Source organism: Streptomyces sp. MA5143a, from assembly GCF_900290235.1.
In the GTDB taxonomy this organism is placed as follows: Bacteria; Actinomycetota; Actinomycetes; order Streptomycetales; family Streptomycetaceae; genus Streptomyces.
The window spans coordinates 64,153-90,404 of record NZ_OLMK01000068.1 but is presented as its reverse complement, the minus strand read 5'-3'; the positions used below and the strand labels follow the sequence as shown (position 1 = coordinate 90,404).

The window sequence follows — 26,252 nt, the reverse complement described above, 5'->3', positions numbered from 1 at the left end:
GGCCGGCCACGCTGTTGGCGCAGGCAGCCCGCACCGGGCGCTCTCGTACGGACGATGAGGAGACAGGACATGGACGGCGACGCCGCCACGATCCGCAAGATCCTGACGGAACTCGGCGACACCTGGGCCGTCGTGGGCCTGTCCACCAACCGCGGCCGTGCCGCGTACGGTGTCGCCGAGGTCCTCCAGCGCTACGGCAAGCGGGTCGTCCCGGTCCACCCCAAGGCCGAGACGGTCCACGGCGAGCAGGGGTACGCCTCGCTCGCGGACATCCCCTTCCCCGTGGACGTCGTCGACGTCTTCGTCAACAGCGACCTCGCCGGGCCGGTGGCCGACGAGGCCGTCCGGATCGGCGCCCGGGCCGTCTGGTTCCAGCTGGGCGTCGTCGACGAGGAGGCGTACGACCGCACCCGCGCCGCCGGGCTCGACATGGTCATGGACCGCTGCCCCGCCATCGAGATTCCCCGGCTGGGCTGACCGTCCGCCCGGCCGCTCAGCTGTGGGCGACGACCGCCACCGGGGCCGCCGCGTGGTGCAGCACCGCGTGGGCGACGGGTCCGAGGTGGGCGCCGAGCGGGGAGTGACGCACCCGGCGGCCCACGACGACCAACGACGCCTCCCGCGACGCCGCGACGAGGTGGTCGGCGGCCTTGCCCGGGGGTGACTCCTCGACGACCTCGACGTCCGGGAACTCCCGCCGCACGGCATGCGGTGCGCCGGCCGGTCCCAGGGCGTCCCCGAGGACGTCCTCGTGGTCGGGTGCCGTGTCCGACGCGGCGCCCTCGTGAGGACCGTGCCCGGCCGGGGACCGGTGGCCCGGATCGTGGACGACGCGCAGCTCGGTCTTCCGCAGGGCGGCGGCCTCGAAGGCGAACCGGAGCAGCGTCTCGTCCGGATGCGCGACGTCCAGGCCGAGGACGACGGGCCGGAACGGCGTCCCGGCGGACGGGGCCCCCGACGGATCCCGCACATGCTCGTCGTCGGCCGACTCACCGGCCCGGACGAGGACGACGGGACGCTCGGTGTGCGCGGCGACGTGCAGTCCGACGGAGCCGACGAGCAGGCCCGCGACGCCGCTCCGCCCGTGCGAGCCGAGGACCAGCGGCTCGGCGTCCACGGCCGCCTTCAGCAGTTCCTCCGTCGCCCGGCCCGTCAGCTGCTCCAGTCCCACGTCGAGGGCCGGATGGCGCCGCCGGACCTCGTCGGCGGCGTCGCGCAGGATCCGCCGTGCCCCGGGGCCCGTCGACGTCACCCCGTGCTCGGCCCAGCCCTGCTGGGCGGACGGACCGAGCATCGGGGACCGTCCCATCGGCTCGGGCACCGGTTCCCACACGTTGACCAGGAGGAGGGGCAGGGCGCGGAGCCGGGCCTCACGGGCCGCCCACTCGACGGCGGCGCGGCTCTCCGGGGAACCGTCGAAGCCCACGGTGACGGTGCGGGGCATGGGCGCACCTCCTGACGTCGAGGCCTGTCTCCAGGATCGCGGCTACGCGAGAGAGCCGCACACAGGAATCCCGAAACCGTCACCTTCCCGCGTCCCGGGACCGGCTCCCGGCTCCCGGCTCCCTGCTCCCGGGCCGACGCCTTCCTGAGCACCGCGCACCGGCAGTGCGAAGCCACAGGGGCGGGGGTGAGAATCGGTTCATGCTGAGCATCGGATCCGTGGTGATGGGGGCCTGCGACGTTCGGCGGGCCGCCGCGTTCTGGACGCGGGCGCTCGGGTATGTGCCGCGTGAGGAGCCGGAGGACGACTGGGTGGTGCTCGTGCACCCCGACGGCGGCCGGCCGCAGCTGTCGCTCGGGCTGAGCGAGACCCCGGCGCAGGAGCGGCCCCGTGTGCATCTGGACCTCTACGCCGGGAACGCGGCCGACCAGGCGGCGGAGGTCGAACGGCTGGTCGACCTCGGCGCGCGCCGCGTCGACTGGGAACTCTACGAGGAGGACTCCGACTTCATCGTCCTGGAGGACACCGAGGGCAACCGCTTCTGCGTGATCGACACCGGCCGGGGTTGACCTGAGGCCGGCGGCGGCCCTCAGGCCGGGAAGGGCCTGAGGGCTGAGGCCGACATAGGCGCCGCCTCACACCGGCAGCAACCGTGTCACCAGTTCCCCGAGGCGCCGTGCGTTGCGGCAGGCGTGCATCTCGACGACCTCGGCGTAGACGTGCGCGGCGGAGTCGCCCGTGGACCACAGCTCGGGTGACTCGGGGTTGAGCCAGTGGACGCGGCGGGCCCGGCCGGCGACGCGGCGCAGGGCGGCCGCGTTGGGGTCGAACCCGTTGGTGCGGGCGTCACCGAGGACGATCACCGAGGTGCGCGGCCCCACGGCGTCGAGGTGGCGCTCGGCGAACTCCCCGAGCGCGGTCCCGTAGTCGCTGCTGCCGTGCCAGCCGCTGATCGTCGCCTCCTCGGCGATCCGCCTGCCGAGTTCCGCCGGATCGGCCTCACCGGTGGTGACGAGGTGGGTCACCTCGTCGACCTTGTTGACGAAGGCGAAAACCCGCACCTTGCTGAACTGGTCCCGCATCGCCTGCACCAGCAGCATCGTGAAGTTCGCGAACCCGGCGACCGAACCGGACACGTCGCACAGCAGCACGATCTCCGGGCGGGCGGGCCGGTGCCGCCGGTACGCCGGGCGCAGCGGTACTCCCCCGGTGGACAGCGAGCGGCGCAGTGTGCGCCGGATGTCGATCCGGCCGCGCGCCGCCCTGCGCCGTCGCGCGGCGAGACGGGTCGCCAGTTTGCGGGCCAACGGCTGCACGGTGCGGCGGAGTTCGACGAGTTGTTCGCGGTTCGCGATGAGGAAGTCGACCTGGTCGGCGCTGCGGGCGATGCCCCGCTGGGCGATCAGCGCAGCGCCCCGCCGTTCGGCGACCCGCCGCCGTGCCTCGGTGCGCACCCGTTCGCGGAAGTCCTCGATACGGCGCCGGATCTCGTCCGCGTCCAGCCGGTCGGTGAACCCTCCCGACCCTGGGCCGCCCGAGCCCGGCCCGGCCCCAGCGCCGCCCGCACCACCCACACCACCCGCACCGGCGCCGAACCCGCCCCCTGCACCGTTCCCCGGTCCGAAGCCGGAACCAACGCCGCCTCCACCCCCTCCGCCGGCCCGCTGCGCCGCGAGGATTCCCGCGAGCAACGTCTGGGGCCGCAGGCGGTCCAGCGTCTGGTGGGCCGACCAGCCGTCCGAAGCGGACGACGTGCCGTACCGGCCGAGCAGTTCGACCGCCTCACCGGCGAGCCGGTTGAGGGCGGCGACGTCACCGGCGGCGAGCGCGGCGGCGATCCGTGCGCGCAACTCGTCCCGGTCCGCGGCCGGAGCCTCCCACGTCCCCGTCAACTCGCCCACGCCGAGCGGGAAGTACAGCTCGAAGGCCGCGTCGAACACGGCCCGCTGACGGTCGGCACGCAGCAGCGCCGCCGCCAGGCCCTCGCGGATCCGCTCCCGGTCGGTGAGGCCCAGCACCTCCAGAACGGCCGCCGCGTCCACGGTCTCGCCGGGCCCGATCCGGATGCCATGGCCGCGCAACGCCCGCACGAACCCCGTGAGCCGCTCGGCGAGCGGCGCACCGGAGGGGGCCGTACCCGAGGAGGCCGTACCGGAGGGGGCCGTACCGGAGGAGGCCCCGGCGTCGTCCACCGCGGTCATACCAGGGTCAGCTTCCGCGTGGCCTTCTCGATGTCGTCCCGGTGCTTGAGGATCACGCCGAGGCTGTCCCGGACGACGCTCTCGTCGAGGGTCTCGGCGCCGAGCGCCAGCAGGGTGCGGGCCCAGTCGATGGTCTCGGCCACGGAGGGCGCCTTGCGCAGGTCCATCTCCCGCAGCGCGCCGACGACGCGGACCAGGGAGTCGGCGAGCACGGCGTCCAGGCCGGGCACCTTGAGCCGGACGATCCGCTGTTCCAACTCGGCGTCGGGGAAGTCGAGGTGGAGGAAGAGACAGCGGCGCCGGAGGGCCTCGGAGAGTTCGCGGGTGGCGTTGGAGGTGAGGACGGTGAAGGGGCGCCGGGTGGCGGCGATGGTGCCCAGTTCAGGAACGGTGACCTGGAAGTCGCTGAGCACTTCGAGGAGCAGCCCCTCGACCTCGACGTCGGCCTTGTCGGTCTCGTCGACGAGGAGCACGGTCGGCTCGTCGCCCCGGATGGCGGTCAGCAGGGGCCTGGTGAGCAGGAACTCGTCGCTGAAGATGTCGTTGCGGGTGTCGTCCCAGGCCTCGTCGCGTCCGGCGCTGATGCGCAGCAGCTGCTTGGCGTGGTTCCACTCGTACAGGGCGCGGGACTCGTCGATGCCCTCGTAGCACTGGAGCCGGACCAGACGGGCGGCGCCGACCCGGGCGACGGCCTTGGCCAGCTCGGTCTTGCCGACGCCGGCCGGGCCCTCCACGAGGAGCGGCTTGCCCAGCCGGTCGGCCAGGAAGACCGTGGTGGCGACGGCCGTGGAGGCCAGGTAGCCCGCCTCGGCGAGCTGTGCGAGGACGTCGTCCACGGAGGAGAAGAACCCCGTCCCCGCGCCGTCGGACCGGGACCCGTTCGAGTCGGCCATCTGCCACTCCCCCTCGCACGTACGCGGTGCCGCCGACCGACACCGCCCTCAAGCTACCAAGCGGTCGCTTTGCCTGCACAGGGGTACAGATCCGGTCGGCGGACGGTGCGCGAGGTCACGTCGAGCCCCGCGCCCCCGCCGTCAGGCCGCCCGGACGAACCGTCCCACCAGGTCCCCCCACCCCAGCTCCAGCCGCTCCAGCGACATCCCGCGCCGACCGACCAGGTGGTCGACCAGGTGGATGTCCAGGTAACCGAGCATGGTGTGCGCCATCAGCTCCACGTCCCCGGTGACCTCGGCCCGGCGCAGCAGCATGCAGAGGTGGCCGAGCCGCAGCTGGTTGGCGGGGCCGCTGAAGCGGCGCGAGGCGTCCGCGCCGGCGGCGAGGTAGAGGTCTCGATGCGCGTACTCGTGCCGCAGGACGGCCGCGCCGAACGCGCGGAGCCGCTCGGCGGGCGGCGCGTCCGGACCGAGGGGCGGCGGCCCGGTCAGGAAGGCGGCCTGGAGCTCCCGCTCGTGGTGGTCGAGGAGGGCGACCAGCAGTCCTGTGCGGTCGCCGAAGCGCCGGAAGACGGTGCCCTTGCCGACCTGCGCGGCGGTCGCCACGGCCTCCATCGTCAGTTTGCCCGCTCCGCACTCCCCGGCCAGACGGGCGGCGACCTCCAGCAGCCGGGCACGGTTGCGCGCGGCGTCGGCCCTCAGTCGTGGCTGGTCACCGGCGGGGTTGACGAAGTCGATCAGACCGTCGGGAGGGTCGCTTTCCGAGGGCCTGACCAAGGGTGGCAGCGGCTCGTTCATGAAAAGAGCGTAACGCTCACCACAGGGAAGTGGACCGCGGTCCGGATAGGTGCTACAAATTTGAACGGACCCCGGTCCGTTTGAACCTCGGTTCCGGCCTTCCGCTTCCACCCTTGCTAGGAGTCAGCTCATGTCCGTACGCATCCTCGCGCTCGTCGGCAGCCTTCGCGCCGGTTCGCACAACCGTCAGCTCGCCGAGGCGGCCGTGAAGCACGCCCCCGAAGGCGTCGAGATCGAGCTGTACGAGGGCCTGGCCGACGTGCCGTTCTACAACGAGGACATCGACACCGAGGAAGCCCTCCCGGCCACCGCCGCGCGTCTGCGTGAGGCGGCCGGCCAGGCGGACGGCTTCCTGCTCTTCTCCCCCGAGTACAACGGCACCATCCCGGCCGTCCTGAAGAACGCCATCGACTGGCTGTCCCGCCCCTACGGCGCCGGTTCCTTCACGGGCAAGCCGGTCGCCGTGGTCGGCACCGCCTTCGGCCAGTTCGGCGGCGTGTGGGCGCAGGACGAGACCCGCAAGGCCGTCGGCATCGCCGGCGCCACGGTCCTGGAGGACGCCAAGCTCTCCATCCCCGGCTCGGTCGTCCGCTTCGCCGAGACCCACCCGGCCGACGACGCCGAGGTCGTCACCGGCCTCACCGCCGTGATCGAGCAGCTCACCTCCCAGGCGGGCGCCGCGGCCGCCTGAGTCGCGCACGACCGTACGCCGCCGGGTTCCGGGCCAAGAGGCCCGGGGCCCGGCTCCGCCGTTCCCGAACCCGCACCCGTCAGGCGATGCCCAGCCCCTCCAGGACGACCGCGCCGGGCAGTTCCGCGAACGCCTTGCCCGGCACCAGCAGCTTGCCGCGCCGCCGGCCGCTGCCGACCAGGACGTACGGCAGGTCGACCACGGCGGAGTCCACCAGGACCGGCCACCCCGCCGGCAGCCCTACCGGCGTGATGCCGCCGTACTCCATGCCCGTCTCCCCCGTGGCCGTGTCCATCGGCGCGAACGACGCCTTGCGGGCGCCCAACTGCCGCCGGACCACGCCGTTGACGTCGACGCGGGTCGTGGACAGCACCACGCAGGCGGCGAGGCTCGACTCGCCACCCCGCTTGCCCGCGACGACCACGCAGTTCGCGGACCGCTCCAGCAGGTCCCGCCCGTAGTGCTCGACGAACACGGCGGTGTCGGCCCACAGCGGGTCCGTCTCGACGTAAAGGATCTGCTCGGCGGGCACGGCGCCGCCCCAGTGGCGTACGGCGTCCGCGACCGGCCCGACGAGCCGGTCGAGGCATGCGGGGGCGGGGGTGGCGTGGTCGAAGTCTCCGATGGGTGCGCGCATGAGCGGCACGCTAACAAAGCACCGCGAGGCGAAGTCGACGTCTCACTGGACGGGCGGCACCGAGACCGTCAGCACCATCTCGGTCGGGACGTCACCCTCGTTGGCGTACCGGTGCGTGGCGTTGGCTTCGAAGGTGACGCTCGCGCCGGCCGGGACGCGGTACTCCGCGCCCTCGACGGTGAGCGTCAGCTCGCCTGCGGTGACATGCGCGATCTCGACGGTGCCGGTCGGGTGCGGATCGGATCCGCTGCCCTCGCCCGGCATCAGCCGCCAGTCCCACATCTCCAGCGGACCGGGCGCCTCCGTACCGGCGAGGAGCCTGCTGTAGCTGCCCGCGTCGGTGTGCCACAGCCGGACCACCTGCTCGGCCGGGACGATGCGGACCCGGGGGCCCTGCTCGTAGTCGAGCAGGGTGGTGATGCTGATGCCGAGAGCGTCGCCGATCTTGACGACGGTGCCGATGCTGGGGTTGGTGCGGGCCTGCTCGATCTGGATGAGCATGCCGCGGCTGACTCCGGCACGGGCGGCGAGGGCGTCCAGGGTGAAGCCGCGTTCCGTGCGCCAGCGTTTGACGTTCCGCGCCAGGGACTGGGTCAGCAGGTCGAGGTCCGACACATTCCGTCCAATATTTTGAATGGCAGAGTTCAGTTCAATGAACTACGGTGGAGTGCACTCTTCGTTCACCGAACTGTACTGCGAGGCTGCCCGATGACCGCACTCTTCGCCCTGGCCACCAGCCTGCTGTGGGGCCTGGCCGACTTCGGCGGCGGACTGCTGAGCAGGCGCGTCCCGGCGCTCACCGTGGTCGTCGTCTCCCAGACGATCGCCGCCGTCGTGCTGGGCGCGATCGTCGTCGCGACCGGCGGCTGGAGCGAGGCGGGCCCCCGGCTGTGGTTCGCCGTGGCCGCCGGCGTGGTGGGCCCGGTCGCCATGCTCGCCTTCTACAAGGCGCTCGCCCTCGGCCCCATGGGCGTCGTCTCCCCGCTCGGCTCGCTGAGCGTGGCCGTCCCCGTGGGTATCGGACTCTTCCTCGGGGAGCGCCCCGGCCTGCCGCGGATCGCCGGCATCCTGGTGGCGATCGTGGGCGTCGCGCTCGCGGGCGGCCCGCAGATCAAGGGCGCCCCCGTCCAGCGGCAGGCCATCCTCCTCACCCTGGTCGCGGCCTTCGGCTTCGGCGCGGTGATGGCCCTGATCGCGGAGGCGTCGACGACGCTCACCGGCCTGTTCCTGGCCCTGTTCGTCCAGCGCGTCACCAACGCCGTCACGGGCGGCGCCGCCCTCTGTGTCTCGGTGCGGCGCGGTACCCCGGCCCTCCCGCCCGAGGGCTTCCCGTACGGCTCGCTCCCGGCGTTCGCCTTCGTCGGCCTCGCGGACGTGGCCGCCAACGGCACCTACTCCCTGGCCGCCCAGTACGGCCCGGTGACCGTCGCCGCCGTCCTCGCCTCGCTGTACCCCGTGATCACCGCGCTGGCCGCCCGCTTCCTGCTCGGTGAACGCCTGCGCCCCATCCAGGCGGCCGGCGCGGGCCTGGCCCTGGCAGGCACCCTCCTCCTGGCAACAGGCTGAGAATCCCACCACCGAGCCCAACACCGCCGCTCAGGGGCGCGGGGAACTGCGCGACCAGCCACGACGAACCCGCAGCCGCCGACGCACCCGAAAGGAACGACCCCTCAGGCGGACTCCCCGGCCTCTTCCGCCTCCCACTCGGCCAACGCCAGCAACTGCTCCGGCGTGACCCCGTCAGGGATCGGCACGGGCGCGGGCGTCCGGATCGGCGGCTGCCAGCCCTCCACCGGGTCCCACCGCCGTACGACCTTCGCGGGCGCCCCCGCCACCACCGAGCGGTCCGGAACCTCGCCCCGGACGACCGCTCCGGCGGCCACCACCACGTTGCGCCCTATGCGCGCCCCCGGCAGGATCACCGCGCCGGTGCCGATCCAGCAGCCGGGCCCGATGGACACGGGGTCCATCCGCGGCCACTGCCTGCCGATCGGCTCGTGCGGGTCGTCGTACGAGTGGTTCGTGGACGTCACGTACACATACGGCCCGAAGTAGCAGTCGCTGCCGATGGTCACGCTGGTGTCGGCGATGACATGGCTGCCCCGGCCGAGGACGACGCCGTCACCGATGCGCAGGATGGGCTCCGCGCCGAGGTCGAGGTCGGGCATCAGTCCGGCGGTCAGCGTGACCTGTTCGCCGATGATGCAGTGGGAGCCCAGATGGATCCACGGCTCCCCGAAGACCGTGCCGAGCGGGAAGGCCAGTCTGGTACCGGTTCCCATCGCGCCGAACCGGAGGCGGCCGGGGTGCTCGGCCGTCACCGCCCCCGTGCGCCGCACCCACTCCCAGCCCGCGTGGACGGCGCGCTGCACCGCGCGACGCCGCCATGACGAGAACGTGTTCCTGCTTCTGGGCACCCGCTCACCGTACTCACCGGTCGGCTTCCGGACCGTGTCGTTCGGCTGTGATCTTCACCCCACGCGACGCCGTGCCCATGGCTTACGGTGCGGAGGGAGACTGATCCATCACCAGGAGGCGGCAATGAATCGGCAGCGGGCCCTGATCACGGTGTTCGGCGGCAAGAAGCCGGACGTGGAGGACGCCGCGTTCGTCTCCCCCACGGCGGCGGTGATCGGCGACGTCACGCTGCACCCGGGGTCCAGCGTCTGGTACGGCGCGGTGCTGCGGGCCGAGTTCGAGCCGATCGTGGTGGGGGCCGGGAGCAATGTGCAGGACAACTGCACGCTCCATGTCGACATCGGTTTCCCGATCTCGATCGGCGAGCGCGTCTCGATCGGGCACAACGCCGTGGTGCACGGGGCGACCATCGAGGACGACTGCCTGATCGGGATGGGTGCCACCGTGCTGAACGGCGCGGTGATCGGAGCGGGCTCCCTCGTCGCGGCGCAGGCGCTGGTGCCGCAGGGGATGCGGGTGCCGCCCGGTTCGCTGGTCGCGGGGGTGCCGGCGAAGGTCAAGCGCCCCCTCACCGAGGAGGAGCGCGAGGGCGTCACGCTGAACGGCACGCACTACACGGAGCTGGCGCGGGCCCACCGGGCCGCACAGGAGGAGTACGGCGCCTGAGACGGCGAAGGGCCGCGCCACCGACCGGTGGCGCGGCCCCTGCCTGTCGGAACGGCCCGCGTGTCCGACCTTGCTCTGCCCCTGCCCGAAGGCACAGCTCGCGCATCTGCCCGTGCTCTGCCCCTGCTCCCTCGGGCCCAGGGGGTCAGTCCGCGGCGGGGACCAGTTCCGTCTCGCCGGCCTCGGCCTTCTCCGCCGCCTTCTTCGCCTTGCGCTTGATCACCAGCATCGAGGTCACACCGATCAGCACGGCCAGCACCAGGCCCAGCCACGAGAAGCGCTTGAGCCACGCCTCGGCCACCACGCCGACGTAGTAGATGACGGCGGTGGTGCCACCGGCCCAGAGGATGCCGCCGAGCACGTTGGCGGTGAGGAAGCGCCAGTACGGCATCTGCAGGACACCGGCGAGGGGTCCGGCGAAGATCCGCAGCAGGGCGATGAAGCGGCCGAAGAAGACGGCCCACATGCCCCAGCGGTCGAAGGACCGCTCGGCGACCGCGATATTGCTCTCGCTGAAGTGCTTGGGGAATCTCCGGCCGAGCTTGGCCAGCAGCGGACGCCCGCCCTTGCGGCCGATGGCGTAGCCGATCGAATCGCCGATGATCGCGCCGGCCGTGGCGCAGGCGCCGAGGACGACCGGGTTGATCTCGCCGTGCTGGGACGCGAGCAGCGCGGAGGAGACCAGGATGATCTCGCCCGGCAGGGGGATGCCCAGGCTCTCCAGACCGATGACCAGCCCCACCAGCAGATAGATGCTGAGCGGTGGCACCGTTTCGAGCCACTCCTGGACGTGCAAAGCCGCTTCCTCCCATGCGTCCGGTTCTCGGACCCGCGGCGCGCTCTCGTGGTGGAGCGCGCGCCGGGGCAGCCTACCTGCTTACTGTGACGGCGGCGGAGCCCGGCAGGTTGTCCCACAGGTCGCACGCGTGCTCCCCGTGCACGGTCCGGCTGAGCCCGTTTCCGCCCTGCGCGGCGGCCCTGAGGGTCAGCACCCGGTCGCCGCCGGCCGGGACGGCGGGCTGACCGGCGGCCCTCGGCACCCCGTCGCGGACGAAGGAGCCCCAGTAGTCGGTCATCTGGCGCGCCAGGGCCTGCTGCCCGGCGTCCAGCGGGCTGTCCAGACCGAAGTGCCGGAAGAGGTACTGCACCTCGTTGACGTGGGTCGCGCCGAAGTCGAAGTCGGTGCCCAGGTTGCGCAGTGAGGCGAAGGGCGGGGAGGTCCGGTCGGCGAACTCGTACGCGTAGACCGGACCGCGCCCGGCGAGGACCTCGTTCAGTCGCAGCGCGGGGCAGGCGAAGCCCTGGTCGCCCTGGGCGGTGCCGTACGCGATGGTCGGCGAGGGGTGGTTCGTGAGCGGGTAGCGGGCGAGGACGCGCTCGCCGTAGGCGGCCCGCATGACGGTCGGGTACTGCTCCGCGGTGAGCGGGGTCCCGGCGGCGTCGAAGCGGCCGAAGGCGAACAGGCGGCCCTCGTCCTGGTTGGCGCCGTTGAGGACGGGCACCCGGGCGGCCGCCCCGGTCCGGAACGCCTCGAAGGGCTGGACGGGCAGGAAGGCCCCGCCGGCGACGGGCCCCCAGTTCAGGCCGGCCTGGGCGGCGAGGATCTCGGCGGCGGTCTTCCCGCGCAGGCACGCCGTGTCCGCGCAGCCGAGTCGGGTCAGGAAGGTCCTGCCCTGGGCCACCGCCGACTGGTGTGTGCGGGCCGCGCAGTCGCCGTACGCGCCGCTCTGCACGATGCCGGCGCGGAACAGGCCCCGGGAGGTGGGTGAGGCCAGCTGGGTGCAGACGGAGCGGCCGCCCGCGGACTCACCCGCGATGGTGACGCGCCCCGGATCGCCGCCGAAGCGGCCGATGTTGGCCCGCACCCAGCGCAGCGCGGCCTGCTGGTCGAGCAGGCCGAAGTTGCCGGAGACGCCGTCGCTCGCCTCCTTGTCGAGGTCGTCGGTGGCGAGGAAGCCCAGGGCGCCGAGGCGGTAGTTGACGGTCACGACGACCGTGCCGGTACGCCGTGCGAAGGCGTCCGGCACGACGTCCTCGCCGGCGCCGGCGGTGAGGCCGCCGCCGTGCAGCCAGACCATGACCGGGCGGCGGGTGGTGCCCTGCGGGGTGTACACGTTGAGGGACAGGCAGTCCTCGGTGTGGCTGGGCCGTTCGTAGCCGGGGTCCCAACTTGCCGTCTGGGCGCATCTGTTGCCGAACGCGCCGGCCTCGCGCACCCCCTGCCAGGGGGGTACCGGCCGGGGCTCGGTCCAGCGGAGGTCGCCGACGGGCTGCCGGGCGTAGGGGATGCCGAGGAACTGCCGCCCCTCGGCCGTGGTCTGCCCGCGTACCCAGCCGGCGTCGGTACGGACGAGGGCCGGTTCTCCAGGGGTCGCGGCCTGGGCCGGGGCGGGCGCCAGGAGGGTGGCGGCGAGGGCGGTCGCTCCCACCGCCAGCCGCCATAAGAGCTCCGAACAAAAGGGGAGTCCGATCAGCTCGCGGCGTCTGGCGAGCGTGCGTACCAGGCGTCGCGAGCCGGGCTCCCCTTTTGTTCGGAGCTCTAAGCGGGCGGAACTCCGGGACACGGTGTCGTGCATGAGCCTCACTCCTTCGTGCAGGCGTCGTGGTGGACCTCGTGTGCGCGTGTCGGCGGGGAACCTAGGGCCGTCAGTGACTCGTGTCAATGCGCTGCGCGAAGGAGCCCTCGCCGGTCGGCCGGGACGGCGGACGGCGAGGGTGACGGGAGCGGGCCGGGTCAGCCGTTGGGGCGCAGGGTCCAGACGACGGTCATCTCGCCGGTGACGGCGCCGTCCGCGCGCCGGATGGCGACGGAGACGGGGAACTCGGGGCGTTCGCCGGCGTCGAGCTCGGCGACGACCTCGGCGGCGGGACGGCCGAGGGTTGCGGTGGCCGTGACCTCGCCCATGGCGAGCTTCTTGTACGCGATCTCGGCACGCACCGCGAGGGGCACGGCACGCGAGAGCTGGTCACCGAAGGCGGCGAGGACGATCGCCCCGCTCGCCGACTCGCCCAGCGTGAACATCGCACCGGCGTGCGGCCCGCCGACGTGGTTGTGGAAGTCGCTCCGGTCCGGCAGCGCCACCACGGCCTTCTCGGGCGTGGTCTCCAGGAACTCCAGGTTCAGTGTCCTGGCCATCGGCACCGTGGCGGCGAGCATCTCGCCGATCGACATCTGGTCTGCGCTCATGCCGCGATGTTACCCACGAGTAGGAAGCTCTGACCAGGGGTGCCACGGTGTGGTCAGCGCAACAGAACCCGGCCTCGCCCCGATCCCTCACCAACTCTCCACCTGACCAGTACATGCCTGGGGGCGCACGGTGACGGAACCGTGGCACGGGCTCACTACTGTTGCCGGACATGTGGCCAGGACAGCAGCAGCCGCCCGGGGGCGAGCAGAATCCGCAGCAGAACCCGTACCAGCAGCCGGGGTACCAGCAGCCGAATCCCTATCAGCAGCCCGGCTACCAGCAGTCGGCCACGCAGGGACCGTACGGGCAGCAGTGGGGCACGCCCGCGCCGTCGGGCGCGCCGGAGCCGCCCGGCAAGAGCGGCGACCGGACCAGGCTCATCGCCGTGGTGACGGCCGCGGCCGTGGTCGTGGCCGCCGGGGTGACCGGGTTCCTCGTCCTCGGCGGCGACAACGACGAGGAGGCGAAGGACGGCGGCAAGGGCGGGAAGGCCTCGGCGAGCGCCTCCCAGGACCCGAGCCCCTCCGCCTCGGCCGACGACGACCGCGGCGCGGACGGCCCCGAGCCGACCGTCGAGGGCTGGAAGGTCGTCGTCAACCCCAAGTGGGGCACGGCCTTCGACGTCCCGGCTGACTGGGAGGTCACGTCGCCGACCACCGTCACCGGCTTCGAGGACGCCAAGGGCGATGTCGGGGACCCGCCCCTCATCACCATGTCGGCACCGGCGTTCCTCAAGTCCGAGTGGTGCACCTCGGACGACGACAAGGACGGCCGCGAGGACCACACCGAACTCGCCGGCGCGGGCACCAAGGGCGCGAACGGCGCCAAGGACACCGACGAGGTCGCCCTCAACCAGGTGCCCTGGTACGTGTACGGCGGCTACACGCAGCCCGACCGCAAGAGCCTCACCGTCGACAAGAAGGCGCGGCCGTACACGACGGCCTCCGGGGTGGAGGGCAGTGTCGCCTGGGCCCGCTCCAAGAACACGCCGCAGAAGGGCAAGTGCGCCAGCGACGGCAAGGCCGTCACCTTCGGGTTCAAGAACTCCGCGGGCGACTATGTGGCGTGGAGCCTGTTCGGTGCCACCGGGGTCGACGACGAACTCCCGGACACGACCATCGAGAAGATCCTGAGCACGGTCCGGCTGTACGGCGAACCGACGGGCGGCTGACGACCGTGGGGCGGGGGCTCCGTGGCACCCCCGCCTCCGGCACATCTATGGTTACGAGCCATGTGGCCAGGACAGCAGCAGCCGCCCGGGGGCGAGCAGAACCCGCAGCAACCGAACCCGTACCAGCAACCCGGGTACGGCCAGCCGGGACAGACGGGGCATCAACAGCCGGCGTACCCCCAGCCCGGGTACCAACAGCCGAACCCCTATCAGCAGCCCGGGTACCAGTCGACGGGTCAGCAACCGCAGTACGGGCAGCAGCCCCAGTGGGGTGCCCCGTCCCCGGTGGGCGCGCCGGAACCGCCGGGCGGAGGCGGCGGCAACCGGACCAAGCTCATCGCGATCGTGGCGGCCACGGCGGTCGTCGTCGCCGCCGGTGTGACCGGGTTCCTGGTCCTCGGCGGCGACGAGGACGGCAAGACCGAGGCGAAGGACGACCCCAAGCAGTCGGTCTCGCCCACGCCGACCGCCTCGGAGAGCCAGGACAACCCGCGCGGTGAGGACGCCGGCGCGAAGCCGACGGTCGAGGGCTGGAAGGTCGTCGTCAACCCGAAGTGGGGCACGGCCTTCGACGTGCCCCCGGACTGGGACGTCAAGACGCCCGGCACGTTCATCGGCTTCGACGACAACTCGAAGGACGACACCTCCGTCATCATCGGCATGTCGGCACCCGCCATCCTCAAGGAGAAGTGGTGTGTCTCCGACGCCAACAAGGACGGCTACAAGGAGGAGACGTCCCTCGCCGCCGTCGGCACCAAGGGGCAGCAGGGTGCGAAGAACACCGACGACATCGCCCGCAACGACTCGGCGTGGTGGGTGTTCGGCGGGTACACCGACCAGAAGGACTCCTCGAAGAAGCTGATGAAGGTCGGCAAACCGCAGCCGTACACGACGGCGTCGGGCCTGGAGGGCAGTGTCGCGACCACCTCCTCGACCGGTGTCCCCAAGAAGGGCAAGTGCGACACCGACGGCAAGGCGACCACGTTCGCCTTCAAGAACTCCAAGGACGACTACGTCTCCTGGACGTTCCACGGCGCCAAGGGCGTCGACGACGAGGTGCCGGACGCGACGGTGCAGAAGATCCTCAGCACGGTACGGCTGTACGGCGAGCCCACGGGCGGCTGAGCGCGACACCGGGTACGGGGGCCGGCGGGTGCCGGCCCCCGAGGCGGCCGAGCCGCCCCGTCTCCGTGGCCTGATCTGGCCGGACGCCACGCGGAAACGGTTTGGCAAGCACTGCCGGGGGCGGCGATAGTCGGCCGGTGACCACTCCCGCCGCCTTCCGCCTCCGGCCCGCCTGGGCCGGCCGCAACTACACGATGCTGACGGCCGCCGCGGTCGTCACCAACCTGGGCAGCCACGGCGCTCTCATCGCGGCCGCGTTCGCGGTCCTGGAGTCCGGCGGCGACGGCGGGGACGTGGGTCTGGTCGCGGCGGCACGCACCCTGCCGCTGGTGCTGTTCCTGCTGATCGGCGGCGCGGTCGCGGACCGGCTGCCCCGGCACCGGGTGATGGTCGCCGCGAACACCCTCAACTGTCTGTCCCAGGCCGTCTTCGCGGTGCTCGTGCTCACCGGGGAGGCACGGCTGTGGCAGATGATGCTGTTGTCCGCCCTCGGCGGCACCGGACAGGCGTTCTTCAACCCGGCGGCCGAGGGCATGCTGCTGTCGTCGGTCACCGCCGAGCAGGCGGGGCGGGCCTTCGCGTTGTTCCGGTTCGCCTCGCAGGGCGCGACCATGACCGGCGCGGCCGTCGGGGGTGCGCTCGTCGCGGTGATCGGCCCCGGCTGGGTGCTCGCCGTCGACGCGGCCGCGTTCGCGATCGCCGGGGCCATGCGCGCCTTCCTCGACGTGAGCCACATACCGGACCGCGAGCCGGGCCACGGCATGCTCGCCGATCTCCGCGACGGCTGGCGGGAGTTCACCGGCCGGCCCTGGCTGTGGGCGATCGTCGTGCAGTTCTCCCTCGTCAACGCGGTCATCGTCGCCGCCGACGCGGTCTACGGCCCCCAGGTGGCCCGTGACCATCTGGGCGGTGCGGGCCCCTGGGGCCTGGCGCTGGCCCTGTTCGGGGCCGGCAACGCCGTCGGGGCGCTGCTGATGACCCGCTGGAAACCGCGCCGGCTGCTCCTCGTGGGGGTGCTGTGCGTCTTCCCGTTCGCCCTGCCGTCCGCGGCGCTCGCCGTGCCCGCGCCGGTCGCCGTGCTGTGCGTGACGATGTTCGTCGGCGGCATGTCGATCGAGGTGTTCGGCGTCTCCTGGATGACGGCGCTGCACCAGGAGATCCCCGAGGAGAAGCTGTCGCGCGTCTCGGCGTACGACTGGTTCGGCTCGGTCTCGATGGTGCCGCTGGCCGCCGCGCTCGCCGGGCCCGCGGAGAGCGCCTTCGGCCGTCCGGCGGCCCTGTGGGGCTGTGCGGGGCTGTGCGTCGCGGCCACGGCGGCGGTGCTGTGCGTCCGGGACGTGCGGACGTTGACCCTGCGGCGCGCCGAGCCCGTCGCCATGAGCCGGCCGGGCGCCGAGACCGGCTCAGCCGATGCCGAAGGCGCCGTCGGGCGGCTCGGGTGACGGCACCGCGTCCTCCTCGCCGACGGGCGCGGCACCGCCGATGAAGGCGCTGAGCGCCGCCCCGTGCTCGACCCGCGCGGGGAAGGTGTCACCGGCGGTGCGCCGGGCGAGGACGGCGACGTCGAGCGGCCGGTGGGAGGCGAGCAGCACGGCGTTGCCGAACCTCCGGCCGCGCAGCACCCCCGGTTCGGCGATCAGCACCAGCTCCTCGAACACCGTGCCCAGCGTCGCCAGTTGGGATCGCAGGAACGCGAAGGGCGCGGCGTCGGCGAGGTTCGCGAGGTAGACGCCGTCCGCCCGCAGGACCCGTGCGGCGGCCCGCGCGTACCCCGCGGTCGTCAGATGCGCGGGCACGCGCGAGCCGCCGAAGACGTCCGCGACGATGACGTCGGCGGAGTCGGCGGGAGCGCCTTCGAGCCATTTCCTGGCGTCGGCGTCGTGCAGCGCGACCCCGGCGTCCGCGGGCAGCGGCAGCTGCTCCACGACGAGGTCCAGCAGCCCCCGGTCGTACTCGACGACGTCCTGCCGGGACCCCGGGCGGGTGGCGGCCACGTAGCGGGGCAGGGTGAGCGCGCCTCCGCCGAGGTGCAGCACGTCGAGCGGCCGCCCCGGCTCCGCCACGGTGTCCAGCGCGTGCCCGAGCCGCCGCGCGTACTCGAACTCCAGGTGCGTGGGCTCGTCCAGGTCGACGTACGACTGCGGGGCCCCGTCCACCGTCAGCAGCCAGGCCCGCTCCCGGTCGACGTCGGGCATGAGCTTGGCGGTGCCCCGGTCGATGGCACGGGAGACGGGTATGGCTTCGTTCACGGGACCCATTCTGCCGGGCGGGGACCCGGCCGAGGGACCGTCGGAGCGCCCCCGGAAAGGGAGGTGGGGAACCGCGCCACCGGCCACGACGACCCGCGGTCCCCCACGCTCCTTGCTCTGTCTGCCTACCGGACGGCCGTGACGGTCCCCGCGCCCACGGTGCGGCCGCCCTCACGGATCGCGAACCCGAGACCGGGCTCCAACGGAACCTCCCGTCCCAGCTCCACGCTCATCGTGACCCGGTCGCCCGGCCGGGCGACGGCCGCCACCCCGAGGTCGACGTCACCGACCACGTCCGCGGTGCGGATGTAGAACTGCGGCCGGTACCCGCTGGACACCGGCGTCGTACGGCCTCCCTCCTTCGCCGACAGGACGTACACCTGCGCGGTGAAGTGCCGGCTGGGTACGACGCTTCCCGGCGCGGCCACCACGTGTCCGCGCCGGACGGTGTCCCGCGCCACCCCGCGCAGCAGCAGCGCCACGTTGTCCCCGGCCTGCGCCTCCGCCATGGGCTTGCCGAAGGTCTCCAGACCGGTGACGACCGTCTCGACGTCCGCGCCGAGCACCTCGACCCGGTCGCCGACCCGGATGGTGCCCCGCTCGACGGCACCGGTGACGACGGTCCCCCGCCCGGTGATCGTCAGGACGTTCTCCACGGACAGCAGGAACGGCGCGTCCAGATAGCGCTCGGGCATCGGGACATAGGTGTCCACCGCGTCCAGCAGCGCCTCGATGGACGCCGTCCAGCGTGGGTCCCCTTCGAGGGCCTTCAGCCCGGAGACCCGTACGACGGGGACGGAGTCGCCGCCGTAGCCGTGCGCGGTGAGCAACTCGCGCACCTCCAGCTCGACGAGGTCCGTCAGTTCCTCGTCCCCCGCGTCGGCCTTGTTGAGCGCCACCACGATGTGGTTGACGCCCACCTGCCGGGCGAGCAGGACGTGCTCGGCGGTCTGGGGCATGATCCCGTCGAGCGCGGAGACGACGAGGATCGCCCCGTCGAGTTGCGCGGCGCCGGTGACCATGTTCTTGACGTAGTCGGCGTGGCCGGGCATGTCGACGTGCGCGTAGTGCCGGGTGTCGGTCTCGTACTCGACGTGCGCGATGTTGATGGTGATGCCGCGCGCCGCCTCCTCGGGGGCGCGGTCGATGCGGTCGAACGGCACGAACGTGCCGGCCCCGCGCTCGGCGAGGACCTTGGTGATGGCGGCGGTCAGGGTGGTCTTGCCGTGGTCGACGTGGCCCATCGTGCCGATGTTGAGGTGCGGTTTCGTGCGGACGTAAGCGGTCTTGGACATGGCGATACCTCGAAGCCTCTTCAGCGGTACTGAGTGATGGCCCCGGCGCCGTGAGGGCGTGGCCGGGACGGGGACCCCGAGAGTTCGCCGACCCTCCCCCTGCGGGGTCCGCCGGAATCTCCGGGAAGGGTCAGCCTCGGGCGCCGTCTGCGGCGGCCACGACGATCAGAAGGGCAGCCTTCGGCGCATCCGCGTCTACCGCGGACGCTGCGAGAACGAAGGCGTACCGGAACATGGGTCGATCCTCGCCGACGCGTCGGCCCGCGTCGAATGGTTTTCCGGGCGGGCGAGTTCGGGAACCGGGCCGAAGAGAGATGCTTCACAGGTCGGGGGCCGGCTGAACGCGGGAGGGGCGGTACGCGTGCTCCCGAAGGCGCAGGCCGCGCGGTGTACGGTCCCCGGCCGGGCGCCCGGGGGCGGACGCCCGAGGGGGCTGCCGTTCCGGTTCCTGTGACCGCGGTGAGACGTTCCGTAGGGCATACACACACATCGGTCGGTTACCGTCGACGAATGCTCGATGCCACCACCCGCTCTGGGGGCACCGCCTCGGTCCTTCCCCGGACCGCCGCCACGGAGCTCGCCGTCGCCGCACCCGCAGCCGTCCCCGCCGTCTCGCCGAACGGCGCCGCCCGCTGGGGCAGAGCGCTGCTCTCGCCGTGGGCGCGGTTCTCTCTGCTGCTGGCGCTGCTCGCCGGCGCCGTGGTGACCGTGCTGCTGTTCGAACCGCAGCGGCTGCTGGCCGACGGCTGGCCGCCCCAGCTGAGCGGCGGCACCGCGGCCGTGGTGTTCGCGGTGGCGTACGGGCTGTGCACGGTGGCGTTCGTGCCCCGGCCGATCCTCAACATCGCGGCGGGCGCCCTCTTCGGCTCGCAGCTGGGGCTGGCCTCCGCGCTCGCGGGAACGGTCCTCGGGGCGGGCATCGCGTTCGCGCTGGGCCGCATGCTCGGGCAGGACGCGTTGCGGCCGCTGTTGCGGCACCGCTGGCTGAAGTCGGCGGACGGCCAGCTCAGCCGTCACGGTTTCCGTTCGATGCTGGCGGCCCGTCTCTTCCCCGGGGTGCCGTTCTGGGCGGCGAACTACTGCGCCTCCGTCTCCCGCATGGGCTACCTGCCGTTCCTGCTGGCCACCGCCCTCGGCTCCATCCCCAACACCGCCGCCTACGCCGTCGCGGGCGCCCGCGCCTCGGCCCCGACGTCCCCGGCGTTCCTGCTCGCGATGGCGTGCATCGCACTCCCGGCCCTGCTGGGCACGGCCCTGGCCTGGCGCAAGCGCCACCACCTGCGGGCCCGCTGACACCGCCGGACGGGACGGGCCCAAGAGGGCCGTCCTGCGGGGTGCGAGGGCCGGCCTTATTCGGTGGCGCTTTCCCTCGCGCCTCGGACAATGCGTTCATGCATATCCGTGCGGTGCGCCAGGACGAACTGCCCCTGCTTCAGGACATCGAGAGGGCCGCCGGGCAGTGCTTCCGGGACATCGGCATGCCGGAGATCGCCGACGACGAGCCACTCCCGCTCGGTGAACTCGCCCGTCACCTCCACGCCGGGCTCGCCTGGGTCGCGGCCGACGACGCCGACACCCCGGTCGCCTATCTGATCGCCGACCGTGTCGACGGCGGCCTGCACGTCGAACAGGTGTCGGTGCACCCGGACAGCGCGCGCCGGGGCGTCGGCCGGTCCCTGCTGGACCAATCGGCCGGCCACGCCACGACCGAGGGGGCACCCGCCCTGACGCTGACCACGTTCACCGAAGTCCCGTGGAACGCCCCCTACTACGCGCGCTGCGGGTTCCGGCTCCTGGACGACAGTGGGCTCACCCCGGGCCTGCGGGCGATCCGGGCACGGGAAGCGGCGCACGGCCTGGACCGGTGGCCCCGGGCATGCATGCGCCGACAGCTGTGACACCGCCTGGGGCGTTCGCCGGCCCGCGTCAGACCACGGCGAGCCGGTCCACCAGCAGCTCCAGCCTCCCCTCGGCGTACTCCGCCGGCAGCCGTCCCGCCCGGGTCAGGGTCGCCAGCCCGTGCAGGGACGCCCAGAACACCTCGGTGAACACGCCCGGGTGGACGCCGTCCCCGGCGACCTCCGCGAGGGTCTCCAGGAGGGCGGCGAAGGCGTCCTTCAGCGGTGCGGGGGTGTCCTCCCGCGCGAACGCCAGTCCGCCGTCGAGCTGGAACATGGCGTCGTAGACCGCCGGGTTGCGCTCGGCGAAGTCGAGGTAGGCGCGGGCGAGGACGACGACCCGGGCGCGCGGGCCGTCAGCGGCGCGGGCCGAGGCCCGCAGCGCCGCGGCCATCTCGGCGGCGCCTTCGAGGGCCACGGCGCCGATGATTTCCCGCTTGCCCCGGAAGTGGCTGTAGAGGACGGGCTGGCTGTACTCGATGCGCTCGGCCAGCCGACGGGTGGTGACCGCGTCCCAGCCCTGCTCCTCCGCGAGTTCGCGGGCCGTCGCCACGATCAGACGTTCGCGGGCCGCCCGCTCGCGTTCCTTGCGTTCCTGTACCGACATGCCGGGATTCTAGCACCGCTAGACAATCAAGCGGCGCCAGCATTAGCGTTGCCATATCAGCTAGCAATGCTAGATCGATCTCGGGAGGCATCGCCATGCTCAACGCGCTTCAGGTCGTCACCCTCGTGTCCGTCGGCGTGATGGTGGGGGTGGAGTTCTCCGTCGCCTTCGTCCTCAACCGGATCTTCGACGCGCTCCCCGGCGACAGCGGTCAGCTCGGCCGCTCCCACGGGGGCCGGATGCTCGGTGCCGTGATGCCGGTCTGGTACATCAGCTCGCTGTCCCTCGTCGGGGTCTGGGCCGCCGCCGGCCGGCACGACCCCGGCACCGGCCTCGTCGTCATCGCCGGCGTACTGCTGCTCCTCAGCGTGATCATGTCGGTCCTGCTGCTCGTCCCGATCAACAACCGGGGCAAGACGTGGACGCCCGAGAACCGGCCCGCCGACTGGAAGGAGCAGATGAACCGCTGGGAGCGCTACCACTACGGCCGCGTCGCCCTCATCATCGCCGCCTTCGCCCTGCTGGCCGCCGCCCTCGTCTGACACGGCTCGGCCCACGGCGACAAGAGGCTCGCACCCGCGCCCTGAAGAGGCTCGCACCCGCGCCCTGAAGAGGCTCGCACCCGCGCCCTGAAGGGGCGCGGGGAACCGCGCGACAAGCCACCACAACCCGCAGCCGCCAGGTGACCGTCGCCCCCGCCCCGCAGGCGCCCCGTCACCCTGGCGGCGCCCCCCGCTCAGTCCCCCTGATAGACGTCCAGCCGCCCGCACATCCCGAACTTCCCGTACGCCGAGGGCTCCTGCGCCCGGACCCCGGCGTCGGCCAAGTAGGTCACGTCCCCGCGCTCCAGCCGGTCCAACTGCTCCCCCGTCGCCTCGACGGCGGCCCGCGCGCCCCGAACCCAGCGCGCCCGCCACTCGGCGAGCCGGGGCCGGACCAACGCCGCGGCGGCCCGGTGGAACGCGGCGAGCGGCTCGGGCCCGTCCGCGTCGCGCAGCGCCCGGTAGCCCTCCAGGGCGAGGTCGCGGCGGGCCCGGGCGACCCGTTCCTGCTCCTCCTCCGGCGCGTCCACCGGGATACGGGTCGCCGCGGCGTACGTCTCCGGGTCGGTCAGGTACCGCGGCGGCAGCGTGAGTACGGCGTCGCCCGCCTCCGGCAGCCCGCTGTTCTGCATCAGGACGGTGATGCGCAGGTCGTCCTCGTTGACCAGCCGGTGGATGGTGCCGGGCGTGAACCAGGCGATCGTCCCCGGCGTCAGGGGCGTGACCTCGTAACCGGAGGCCGTCAGGGTCTGCACGGCGCCGCGTCCGCCGGTGACGACGTACCCCTCCGAACAGGTCAGGTGCATATGGGGCGTTCCGCCGCACACCCCGTCCGTCGCGGGCCAGTCGTAGACGGAGAGGTGTGAGACGGCCACGCCGCCGGGCAGTCCCTCGTAACCGTTCACCACGGGTGCGCCTCCAGGTACTTGGCGATCTCCTCCCGCTCCCAGGCCCCGTCCGCCACGACGACCCGGTAGCGGCGGGTGAGCGTGTCGCCGGGGGCGAGCGCCAGTTCGTCGAAGAACGCCCAGGAGGGCGCGACGGCCGCGAACGGCTCGTTGCGGACGAACCAGTGGGCGGGGTGGGCGCCCTCGGCGCCCGTGTGGTCGTTCTCGGGGGCGTGGACGAAGACGAGCGTGGCGTGCCCGTCGGTGCCGTCGTGCTCACCCGAGTACGCCAGCCACGGCGCCTGCCCGCCCATCAGCTCCGGCCCCTCGGCGTCGGGGCCGGTGATCCGCCCCTCGCGGAAGGCGCGCGGGCCACGCCAGAACAGGCCGGTGTAGCCGGCCATCTCACGCCCCGCGGTGGTCGGACTGCCGAACAGCAGCGGCTCGTCCCGCCGGTTGGTGATCGCGCTGGTCCAGGTGAGCGCCCACGACCCCGCCTCGGTGTCGACGTCGTGCACCTCGATCCGGCGCTCCTCGTCGGCCCACAGCTCCCCGCCGTACGGGTGCCAGGTCAGCCGCTCGGCGATCACCACCCGGTCGCCGTCGGAGACGACCTCGTCGAAACCGGCGTGGGCCATCGAACCGACCCGCTCCGGGATCGGCAGGTACCCCTCGCCGTGGACGTAGGAGTTGCCGCCCCACAGGTTCTGGCCCGACAGGTGCGAGGCCGTCAGCTGGAGGCCCTTGTGCCAGCGGTGGTCGTTGGGGCGGTAGTCGGTGACGATGTCGCCCGCGAGGGTGCGGACCGGGTGCAGATACGGCTTGGGGGCCTCCCAGGCCGCCTCCGGCCGGTACACGTAGCTGAACAGCTCGACGCCGGTGGCCGGCTCGGTGACCGTGATCCGGTCGCCGTGGGCGTGGACGACGCGCAGCCCGTCGTGGAAGGTCATGCGGGGATCTCCTCACTCGTGGCGGGCTGCTGGACGGGGGCGGGCGCCCAGCCGGGGGCTCCGCCGTGCATGGCCGTGTAGTACGGGTCCCCCGGGCCGATCTCACCACGCCGTACGGTCGTGTCCGTGAACGCCGACTTGTAGAGCGCGGCGATCAGCTCCAGGCTCGTCCGGCCGTCGGCGCCGCTGCTGCGGGGCCGCTCACCGGCGCGCATGCTGGCGACGAGTTCGCGCAGCTGGGCCAGGTGGGAGCTGGGCACGTCCGGCCCGAAGTCCCGCCAGGCCGCCGTGTCCGAGTCCGGGGTGCCGGGGGCGGGGGTGATGGACCAGTCGGCGTTGGAGTGGCCGTACAGGTGGGTGAGTTCGATCGTGGCGCGCTCGCAGTCGATGCGGATGCGGCTGACCTCGTCGGGGCTGAGGACGCTGTTGACGACGGTGGCCAGGGCGCCGTTCTCGAAGCGTACGAGGGCGGTCGAGACGTCCTCGGTCTCCACGTCGTGGACCAGGCGCCCGGCCATGGCGCGGACCTCGCTCCAGGGGCCGAGCAGGTCGAGGAGGAGGTCCATCTGGTGGATGCCGTGGCCCATGGCGGGGCCGCCGCCCTCGGTCGCCCAGCGGCCGCGCCAGGGCACGGCGTAGTAGGCGGTGTTCCGGTACCAGGTGGTCTGGCAGTGCGCGACGAGGGGACGGCCGACCGCCTGGTCGGCGATCAGCTTGCGTACGTGCGTGGCGCCCGAGCCGAAGCGGTGCTGGAAGACGATGGAGGCGAAGGGCCCGCCGGTGTCCGCGCCTTCCTCGGCCTCCACGGCGTCGAAGTCGGCGAGCGTCGGCACCGGCGGCTTCTCGCACCACACCCAGGCGCCGGCCCGCAGCGCGGCCACGGTCTGGTCCCGGTGCAGGGTGGGCGGGGTGCACACACAGACCAGGTCGGGGCGCTGCTCGGCCAGCATGCGGTCCAGATCGGTGTAGCCGTGCGGGATGCCGTGCTCGGCGCAGAAGGCGCGCACCGCCTCGGCATCGATGTCGACCGCCGCGACGACCTCGGTCTCGCCCTCCTCGGCGAGGCGCGCGAGCGCGGGCAGATGGGAGCCGCCGCCGATGGCGCCGATGCCGATGACGGCGGCGCGGACTCGGCGGCCCTTCAGGGGGGCCGGTGGCTGGTCCGGAGTCGGGCCCGGATCGTTGCTGGGTGTGGGCATGGACGTGATCAGCACTCCATCGAACGGGACGTCGGACAGTGGCCAACGCCTGGTGGCGAGGGCTCCGGCGGTACGGTGACCCTTGCAACGGCAAGCGCTTTCTCCAGCCAGCAACGTATGTGCGGACATAGTCACTGGTCAACACCATGGATTCGGCCGTTCCACCCCTCGGTACGCCGGTCCGCACCCCTCCCCCGCACGGCCCTGCCAAACCCCTGTGGCGGCCCTGTCATCCGGGGGCGCTAGGCTGCCCCCCGTACCTGTGATCACCCGCCCCGCACGGCCGCCCGGCGGCCGGGTCGGCGGTGTGTCACCTTTCCCGTCGGCCCCTCACGATCAGCGCTTGGACCACGTAACTTCATGTCTTGGTTTGAATCCCTCATCCTCGGACTCGTCCAGGGGCTGACCGAGTTCCTCCCCATCTCCTCCAGCGCGCACCTGCGCCTGACGGCTGCGTTCTCCGGCTGGGAGGACCCGGGAGCGGCCTTCACGGCGATCACCCAGATCGGCACCGAGGCCGCGGTGCTGATCTACTTCCGCAAGGACATCGTCAACATCATCTCGGCGTGGTCCCGCTCCCTGTTCAACAAGGAGATGCGCGGCGACCGCGACGCCCAGATGGGGTGGCTGGTGATCGTCGGTTCCATCCCGATCGGTGTCCTCGGCGTGACCCTGAAGGACCAGATCGAGGGCCCGTTCCGCGATCTGCGCATCACCGCGACCATGCTGATCGTGATGGGCATCGTCCTGGGCGTCGCGGACCGCCTGGCCGCCCGCGACGAGACGGGCGGCAAGCACCGCGCGATCAAGGAACGCAAGACCCTGGACCAGCTGAGCGTCAAGGACGGCCTGATCTTCGGCCTCTGCCAGGCCATGGCCCTCATCCCGGGTGTCTCCCGCTCCGGCGCCACGATCAGCGGCGGCCTCCTCATGGGCTACAAGCGTGAGGCCGCGGCCCGCTACTCCTTCCTCCTCGCCATCCCCGCCGTGCTGGCCTCCGGCGGCTACGAGCTGAAGGACGCCCTGGAGGGCGGTCATGTCTCCTGGGGTCCGACGATCTTCGCCACGGTGATCGCGTTCGTGGTCGGGTACGCCGTGATCGCGTGGTTCATGAAGTTCATCTCCACCAAGAGCTTCATGCCCTTCGTCTGGTACCGCATCATCCTCGGCATCGTCATCGTCGTCCTCGTCTCGATGGGCGTACTGAGCCCGCACGCCGGCGAGTCGGCGGGCTGACCGGGAGACATCCGCACGGACGGCCGGTCACCGGGCCGCCCCGGACACGTGAGTTGGGGCGTCCGCACCTGAGCGGACGCCCCAACTCCCTTCAGTGACCAAGCACATATGGGATCCGTAGCCGGGCTGTAGCGCACCGTCAGCTCTTGCGCCTACG

Annotated in this window: 28 protein-coding genes; 12 read left to right on the top strand and 16 right to left on the bottom strand. The window is 72.6% G+C overall.

All coding sequences use genetic code 11. The features are described from left to right. Window positions 1-69 precede the first annotated feature (69 nt). Window positions 70-477 carry a CoA-binding protein gene (locus SMA5143A_RS27650; protein ID WP_107465537.1) on the top strand — a complete coding sequence of 136 codons (408 nt, stop codon included), beginning with the start codon at window positions 70-72 and terminating at the stop codon, window positions 475-477. A gap of 16 nt (window positions 478-493) precedes the next feature. Here SMA5143A_RS27650 and SMA5143A_RS27645 read toward each other — a convergent pair whose 3' ends face one another. Beyond that, a complete protein-coding gene (locus SMA5143A_RS27645) occupies window positions 494-1,444 on the bottom strand; it encodes a universal stress protein (RefSeq protein WP_107465536.1) in 951 nt (316 codons plus the stop codon). A 200-nt stretch (window positions 1,445-1,644) separates the two neighbouring features. Between SMA5143A_RS27645 and SMA5143A_RS27640 the strand changes: the two genes are divergently transcribed. Further along, a complete protein-coding gene (locus SMA5143A_RS27640) occupies window positions 1,645-2,013 on the top strand; it encodes a VOC family protein (protein ID WP_107465535.1) in 369 nt (122 codons plus the stop codon). Between the two features lie 66 nt (window positions 2,014-2,079). On the opposite strand, the gene SMA5143A_RS27635 is transcribed toward SMA5143A_RS27640, so the two are convergent. From SMA5143A_RS27635 to SMA5143A_RS27625, 3 genes are all read right to left on the bottom strand, one after another. Further along, window positions 2,080-3,645 (bottom strand): VWA domain-containing protein, encoded by a 1,566-nt coding sequence (locus SMA5143A_RS27635; RefSeq protein ID WP_107465534.1) that lies wholly within the window; start codon window positions 3,643-3,645, stop codon window positions 2,080-2,082. Continuing rightward, on the bottom strand, window positions 3,642-4,538 hold the full coding sequence (locus SMA5143A_RS27630; protein ID WP_107465533.1) for an AAA family ATPase: 897 nt from the start codon (window positions 4,536-4,538) through the stop codon (window positions 3,642-3,644). Before SMA5143A_RS27630 ends, SMA5143A_RS27635 begins: the two co-directional genes overlap by 4 nt. A gap of 141 nt (window positions 4,539-4,679) precedes the next feature. After that, window positions 4,680-5,336, bottom strand: a complete 657-nt coding sequence (locus tag SMA5143A_RS27625) for a TetR/AcrR family transcriptional regulator (protein WP_107465532.1) — start codon at window positions 5,334-5,336, stop codon at window positions 4,680-4,682. 130 nt (window positions 5,337-5,466) lie between these two features. Between SMA5143A_RS27625 and SMA5143A_RS27620 the strand changes: the two genes are divergently transcribed. Beyond that, window positions 5,467-6,027: an NAD(P)H-dependent oxidoreductase gene (locus SMA5143A_RS27620; protein WP_099965106.1), complete on the top strand. Its 561-nt coding sequence runs from the start codon at window positions 5,467-5,469 to the stop codon at window positions 6,025-6,027. Between the two features lie 79 nt (window positions 6,028-6,106). Here SMA5143A_RS27620 and SMA5143A_RS27615 read toward each other — a convergent pair whose 3' ends face one another. Together SMA5143A_RS27615 and SMA5143A_RS27610 are read right to left on the bottom strand one after the other, a co-directional pair. Then, a complete protein-coding gene (locus tag SMA5143A_RS27615) occupies window positions 6,107-6,664 on the bottom strand; it encodes a YbaK/EbsC family protein (protein WP_107465633.1) in 558 nt (185 codons plus the stop codon). Between the two features lie 42 nt (window positions 6,665-6,706). After that, the gene (locus SMA5143A_RS27610) at window positions 6,707-7,279 is read right to left on the bottom strand and encodes a helix-turn-helix domain-containing protein (RefSeq protein WP_107465531.1); all 573 of its coding nucleotides are present in this window, start codon (window positions 7,277-7,279) and stop codon (window positions 6,707-6,709) included. Between the two features lie 93 nt (window positions 7,280-7,372). Between SMA5143A_RS27610 and SMA5143A_RS27605 the strand changes: the two genes are divergently transcribed. Beyond that, the gene (locus SMA5143A_RS27605) at window positions 7,373-8,230 is read left to right on the top strand and encodes an EamA family transporter (protein ID WP_107465530.1); all 858 of its coding nucleotides are present in this window, start codon (window positions 7,373-7,375) and stop codon (window positions 8,228-8,230) included. Window positions 8,231-8,334: 104 nt separating this feature from the next. On the opposite strand, the gene SMA5143A_RS27600 is transcribed toward SMA5143A_RS27605, so the two are convergent. Beyond that, window positions 8,335-9,081, bottom strand: coding sequence for an acyltransferase (locus SMA5143A_RS27600; protein WP_107465529.1), 747 nt, complete (start codon window positions 9,079-9,081; stop codon window positions 8,335-8,337). A gap of 124 nt (window positions 9,082-9,205) precedes the next feature. Here SMA5143A_RS27600 and SMA5143A_RS27595 point away from each other — a divergent pair, with 124 nt between their 5' ends. Next, a complete protein-coding gene (locus SMA5143A_RS27595; RefSeq protein WP_107465528.1) occupies window positions 9,206-9,748 on the top strand; it encodes a gamma carbonic anhydrase family protein in 543 nt (180 codons plus the stop codon). A gap of 145 nt (window positions 9,749-9,893) precedes the next feature. Here the strand turns inward: SMA5143A_RS27595 and SMA5143A_RS27590 are convergent, their stop codons facing one another. From SMA5143A_RS27590 to SMA5143A_RS27580, 3 genes are all read right to left on the bottom strand, one after another. Continuing rightward, window positions 9,894-10,544, bottom strand: coding sequence for a DedA family protein (locus SMA5143A_RS27590; protein WP_055711925.1), 651 nt, complete (start codon window positions 10,542-10,544; stop codon window positions 9,894-9,896). A gap of 73 nt (window positions 10,545-10,617) precedes the next feature. Then, the gene (locus tag SMA5143A_RS27585) at window positions 10,618-12,177 is read right to left on the bottom strand and encodes a carboxylesterase/lipase family protein (RefSeq protein ID WP_258193778.1); all 1,560 of its coding nucleotides are present in this window, start codon (window positions 12,175-12,177) and stop codon (window positions 10,618-10,620) included. Window positions 12,178-12,482: 305 nt separating this feature from the next. After that, entirely contained in the window at window positions 12,483-12,935 is a 453-nt protein-coding gene (locus SMA5143A_RS27580; RefSeq protein ID WP_181362040.1) for a DUF4442 domain-containing protein, read from the bottom strand. A 170-nt stretch (window positions 12,936-13,105) separates the two neighbouring features. Between SMA5143A_RS27580 and SMA5143A_RS27575 the strand changes: the two genes are divergently transcribed. From SMA5143A_RS27575 to SMA5143A_RS27565, 3 genes are all read left to right on the top strand, one after another. Next, window positions 13,106-14,107: a hypothetical protein gene (locus tag SMA5143A_RS27575; RefSeq protein ID WP_107465525.1), complete on the top strand. Its 1,002-nt coding sequence runs from the start codon at window positions 13,106-13,108 to the stop codon at window positions 14,105-14,107. A gap of 60 nt (window positions 14,108-14,167) precedes the next feature. Further along, complete coding sequence (locus SMA5143A_RS27570) at window positions 14,168-15,232, top strand: hypothetical protein (RefSeq protein ID WP_107465524.1); 1,065 nt, start codon at window positions 14,168-14,170, stop codon at window positions 15,230-15,232. 137 nt (window positions 15,233-15,369) lie between these two features. Beyond that, window positions 15,370-16,674: an MFS transporter gene (locus SMA5143A_RS27565; protein WP_107465523.1), complete on the top strand. Its 1,305-nt coding sequence runs from the start codon at window positions 15,370-15,372 to the stop codon at window positions 16,672-16,674. Here SMA5143A_RS27565 and SMA5143A_RS27560 read toward each other — a convergent pair. Both SMA5143A_RS27560 and tuf read right to left on the bottom strand, forming a co-directional pair. Continuing rightward, on the bottom strand, window positions 16,636-17,481 hold the full coding sequence (locus SMA5143A_RS27560; RefSeq protein WP_107465522.1) for a spermidine synthase: 846 nt from the start codon (window positions 17,479-17,481) through the stop codon (window positions 16,636-16,638). The genes SMA5143A_RS27565 and SMA5143A_RS27560 overlap by 39 nt on opposite strands. 125 nt (window positions 17,482-17,606) lie before the next feature. Continuing rightward, window positions 17,607-18,776 (bottom strand): elongation factor Tu, encoded by a 1,170-nt coding sequence (gene tuf / locus SMA5143A_RS27555; protein WP_107465521.1) that lies wholly within the window; start codon window positions 18,774-18,776, stop codon window positions 17,607-17,609. A 510-nt stretch (window positions 18,777-19,286) separates the two neighbouring features. Here tuf and SMA5143A_RS27550 point away from each other — a divergent pair. Together SMA5143A_RS27550 and SMA5143A_RS27545 are read left to right on the top strand one after the other, a co-directional pair. Then, window positions 19,287-20,069 (top strand): TVP38/TMEM64 family protein, encoded by a 783-nt coding sequence (locus SMA5143A_RS27550; protein ID WP_107465520.1) that lies wholly within the window; start codon window positions 19,287-19,289, stop codon window positions 20,067-20,069. A 98-nt stretch (window positions 20,070-20,167) separates the two neighbouring features. Further along, window positions 20,168-20,674 carry a GNAT family N-acetyltransferase gene (locus SMA5143A_RS27545; RefSeq protein WP_107465519.1) on the top strand — a complete coding sequence of 169 codons (507 nt, stop codon included), beginning with the start codon at window positions 20,168-20,170 and terminating at the stop codon, window positions 20,672-20,674. 28 nt (window positions 20,675-20,702) lie between these two features. Here SMA5143A_RS27545 and SMA5143A_RS27540 read toward each other — a convergent pair whose 3' ends face one another. Then, window positions 20,703-21,281, bottom strand: a complete 579-nt coding sequence (locus SMA5143A_RS27540; RefSeq protein ID WP_107465518.1) for a TetR/AcrR family transcriptional regulator — start codon at window positions 21,279-21,281, stop codon at window positions 20,703-20,705. A gap of 95 nt (window positions 21,282-21,376) precedes the next feature. Between SMA5143A_RS27540 and SMA5143A_RS27535 the strand changes: the two genes are divergently transcribed. Further along, window positions 21,377-21,823: a DUF1772 domain-containing protein gene (locus SMA5143A_RS27535; RefSeq protein WP_107465517.1), complete on the top strand. Its 447-nt coding sequence runs from the start codon at window positions 21,377-21,379 to the stop codon at window positions 21,821-21,823. A 194-nt stretch (window positions 21,824-22,017) separates the two neighbouring features. On the opposite strand, the gene SMA5143A_RS27530 is transcribed toward SMA5143A_RS27535, so the two are convergent. The 3 genes from SMA5143A_RS27530 to SMA5143A_RS27520 are packed head-to-tail and all read right to left on the bottom strand — an operon-like array spanning window position 22,018 to window position 24,859. Further along, window positions 22,018-22,728: a cupin domain-containing protein gene (locus SMA5143A_RS27530; RefSeq protein WP_375136553.1), complete on the bottom strand. Its 711-nt coding sequence runs from the start codon at window positions 22,726-22,728 to the stop codon at window positions 22,018-22,020. Next, window positions 22,725-23,660 carry a PmoA family protein gene (locus SMA5143A_RS27525; protein WP_107465515.1) on the bottom strand — a complete coding sequence of 312 codons (936 nt, stop codon included), beginning with the start codon at window positions 23,658-23,660 and terminating at the stop codon, window positions 22,725-22,727. The genes SMA5143A_RS27530 and SMA5143A_RS27525 overlap by 4 nt, the downstream gene beginning before the upstream one ends. Further along, on the bottom strand, window positions 23,657-24,859 hold the full coding sequence (locus SMA5143A_RS27520; RefSeq protein ID WP_181362039.1) for a Gfo/Idh/MocA family protein: 1,203 nt from the start codon (window positions 24,857-24,859) through the stop codon (window positions 23,657-23,659). The genes SMA5143A_RS27525 and SMA5143A_RS27520 overlap by 4 nt, the downstream gene beginning before the upstream one ends. A gap of 360 nt (window positions 24,860-25,219) precedes the next feature. On the opposite strand from SMA5143A_RS27520, the gene SMA5143A_RS27515 reads away from it, so the two are divergent. After that, a complete protein-coding gene (locus tag SMA5143A_RS27515; RefSeq protein ID WP_107465513.1) occupies window positions 25,220-26,095 on the top strand; it encodes an undecaprenyl-diphosphate phosphatase in 876 nt (291 codons plus the stop codon). Window positions 26,096-26,252 lie beyond the last annotated feature (157 nt).

Coding starts and splice junctions, on each gene's coding strand:
- SMA5143A_RS27550 (WP_107465520.1), top strand. CDS start 19,287: ATGCTCGATGCCACCACCCGCTCTGGGGGCACCGCCTCGGTCCTTCCC.
- SMA5143A_RS27515 (WP_107465513.1), top strand. CDS start 25,220: ATGTCTTGGTTTGAATCCCTCATCCTCGGACTCGTCCAGGGGCTGACC.
- SMA5143A_RS27570 (WP_107465524.1), top strand. CDS start 14,168: ATGTGGCCAGGACAGCAGCAGCCGCCCGGGGGCGAGCAGAACCCGCAG.
- SMA5143A_RS27650 (WP_107465537.1), top strand. CDS start 70: ATGGACGGCGACGCCGCCACGATCCGCAAGATCCTGACGGAACTCGGC.
- SMA5143A_RS27645 (WP_107465536.1), bottom strand. CDS start 1,444: ATGCCCCGCACCGTCACCGTGGGCTTCGACGGTTCCCCGGAGAGCCGC.
- SMA5143A_RS27630 (WP_107465533.1), bottom strand. CDS start 4,538: ATGGCCGACTCGAACGGGTCCCGGTCCGACGGCGCGGGGACGGGGTTC.
- SMA5143A_RS27540 (WP_107465518.1), bottom strand. CDS start 21,281: ATGTCGGTACAGGAACGCAAGGAACGCGAGCGGGCGGCCCGCGAACGT.
- SMA5143A_RS27620 (WP_099965106.1), top strand. CDS start 5,467: ATGTCCGTACGCATCCTCGCGCTCGTCGGCAGCCTTCGCGCCGGTTCG.
- SMA5143A_RS27525 (WP_107465515.1), bottom strand. CDS start 23,660: ATGACCTTCCACGACGGGCTGCGCGTCGTCCACGCCCACGGCGACCGG.
- SMA5143A_RS27640 (WP_107465535.1), top strand. CDS start 1,645: ATGCTGAGCATCGGATCCGTGGTGATGGGGGCCTGCGACGTTCGGCGG.
- SMA5143A_RS27615 (WP_107465633.1), bottom strand. CDS start 6,664: ATGCGCGCACCCATCGGAGACTTCGACCACGCCACCCCCGCCCCCGCA.
- SMA5143A_RS27545 (WP_107465519.1), top strand. CDS start 20,168: ATGCATATCCGTGCGGTGCGCCAGGACGAACTGCCCCTGCTTCAGGAC.
- SMA5143A_RS27595 (WP_107465528.1), top strand. CDS start 9,206: ATGAATCGGCAGCGGGCCCTGATCACGGTGTTCGGCGGCAAGAAGCCG.
- SMA5143A_RS27605 (WP_107465530.1), top strand. CDS start 7,373: ATGACCGCACTCTTCGCCCTGGCCACCAGCCTGCTGTGGGGCCTGGCC.
- SMA5143A_RS27635 (WP_107465534.1), bottom strand. CDS start 3,645: ATGACCGCGGTGGACGACGCCGGGGCCTCCTCCGGTACGGCCCCCTCC.
- tuf (WP_107465521.1), bottom strand. CDS start 18,776: ATGTCCAAGACCGCTTACGTCCGCACGAAACCGCACCTCAACATCGGC.
- SMA5143A_RS27535 (WP_107465517.1), top strand. CDS start 21,377: ATGCTCAACGCGCTTCAGGTCGTCACCCTCGTGTCCGTCGGCGTGATG.
- SMA5143A_RS27520 (WP_181362039.1), bottom strand. CDS start 24,859: ATGCCCACACCCAGCAACGATCCGGGCCCGACTCCGGACCAGCCACCG.
- SMA5143A_RS27625 (WP_107465532.1), bottom strand. CDS start 5,336: ATGAACGAGCCGCTGCCACCCTTGGTCAGGCCCTCGGAAAGCGACCCT.
- SMA5143A_RS27580 (WP_181362040.1), bottom strand. CDS start 12,935: ATGAGCGCAGACCAGATGTCGATCGGCGAGATGCTCGCCGCCACGGTG.
- SMA5143A_RS27575 (WP_107465525.1), top strand. CDS start 13,106: ATGTGGCCAGGACAGCAGCAGCCGCCCGGGGGCGAGCAGAATCCGCAG.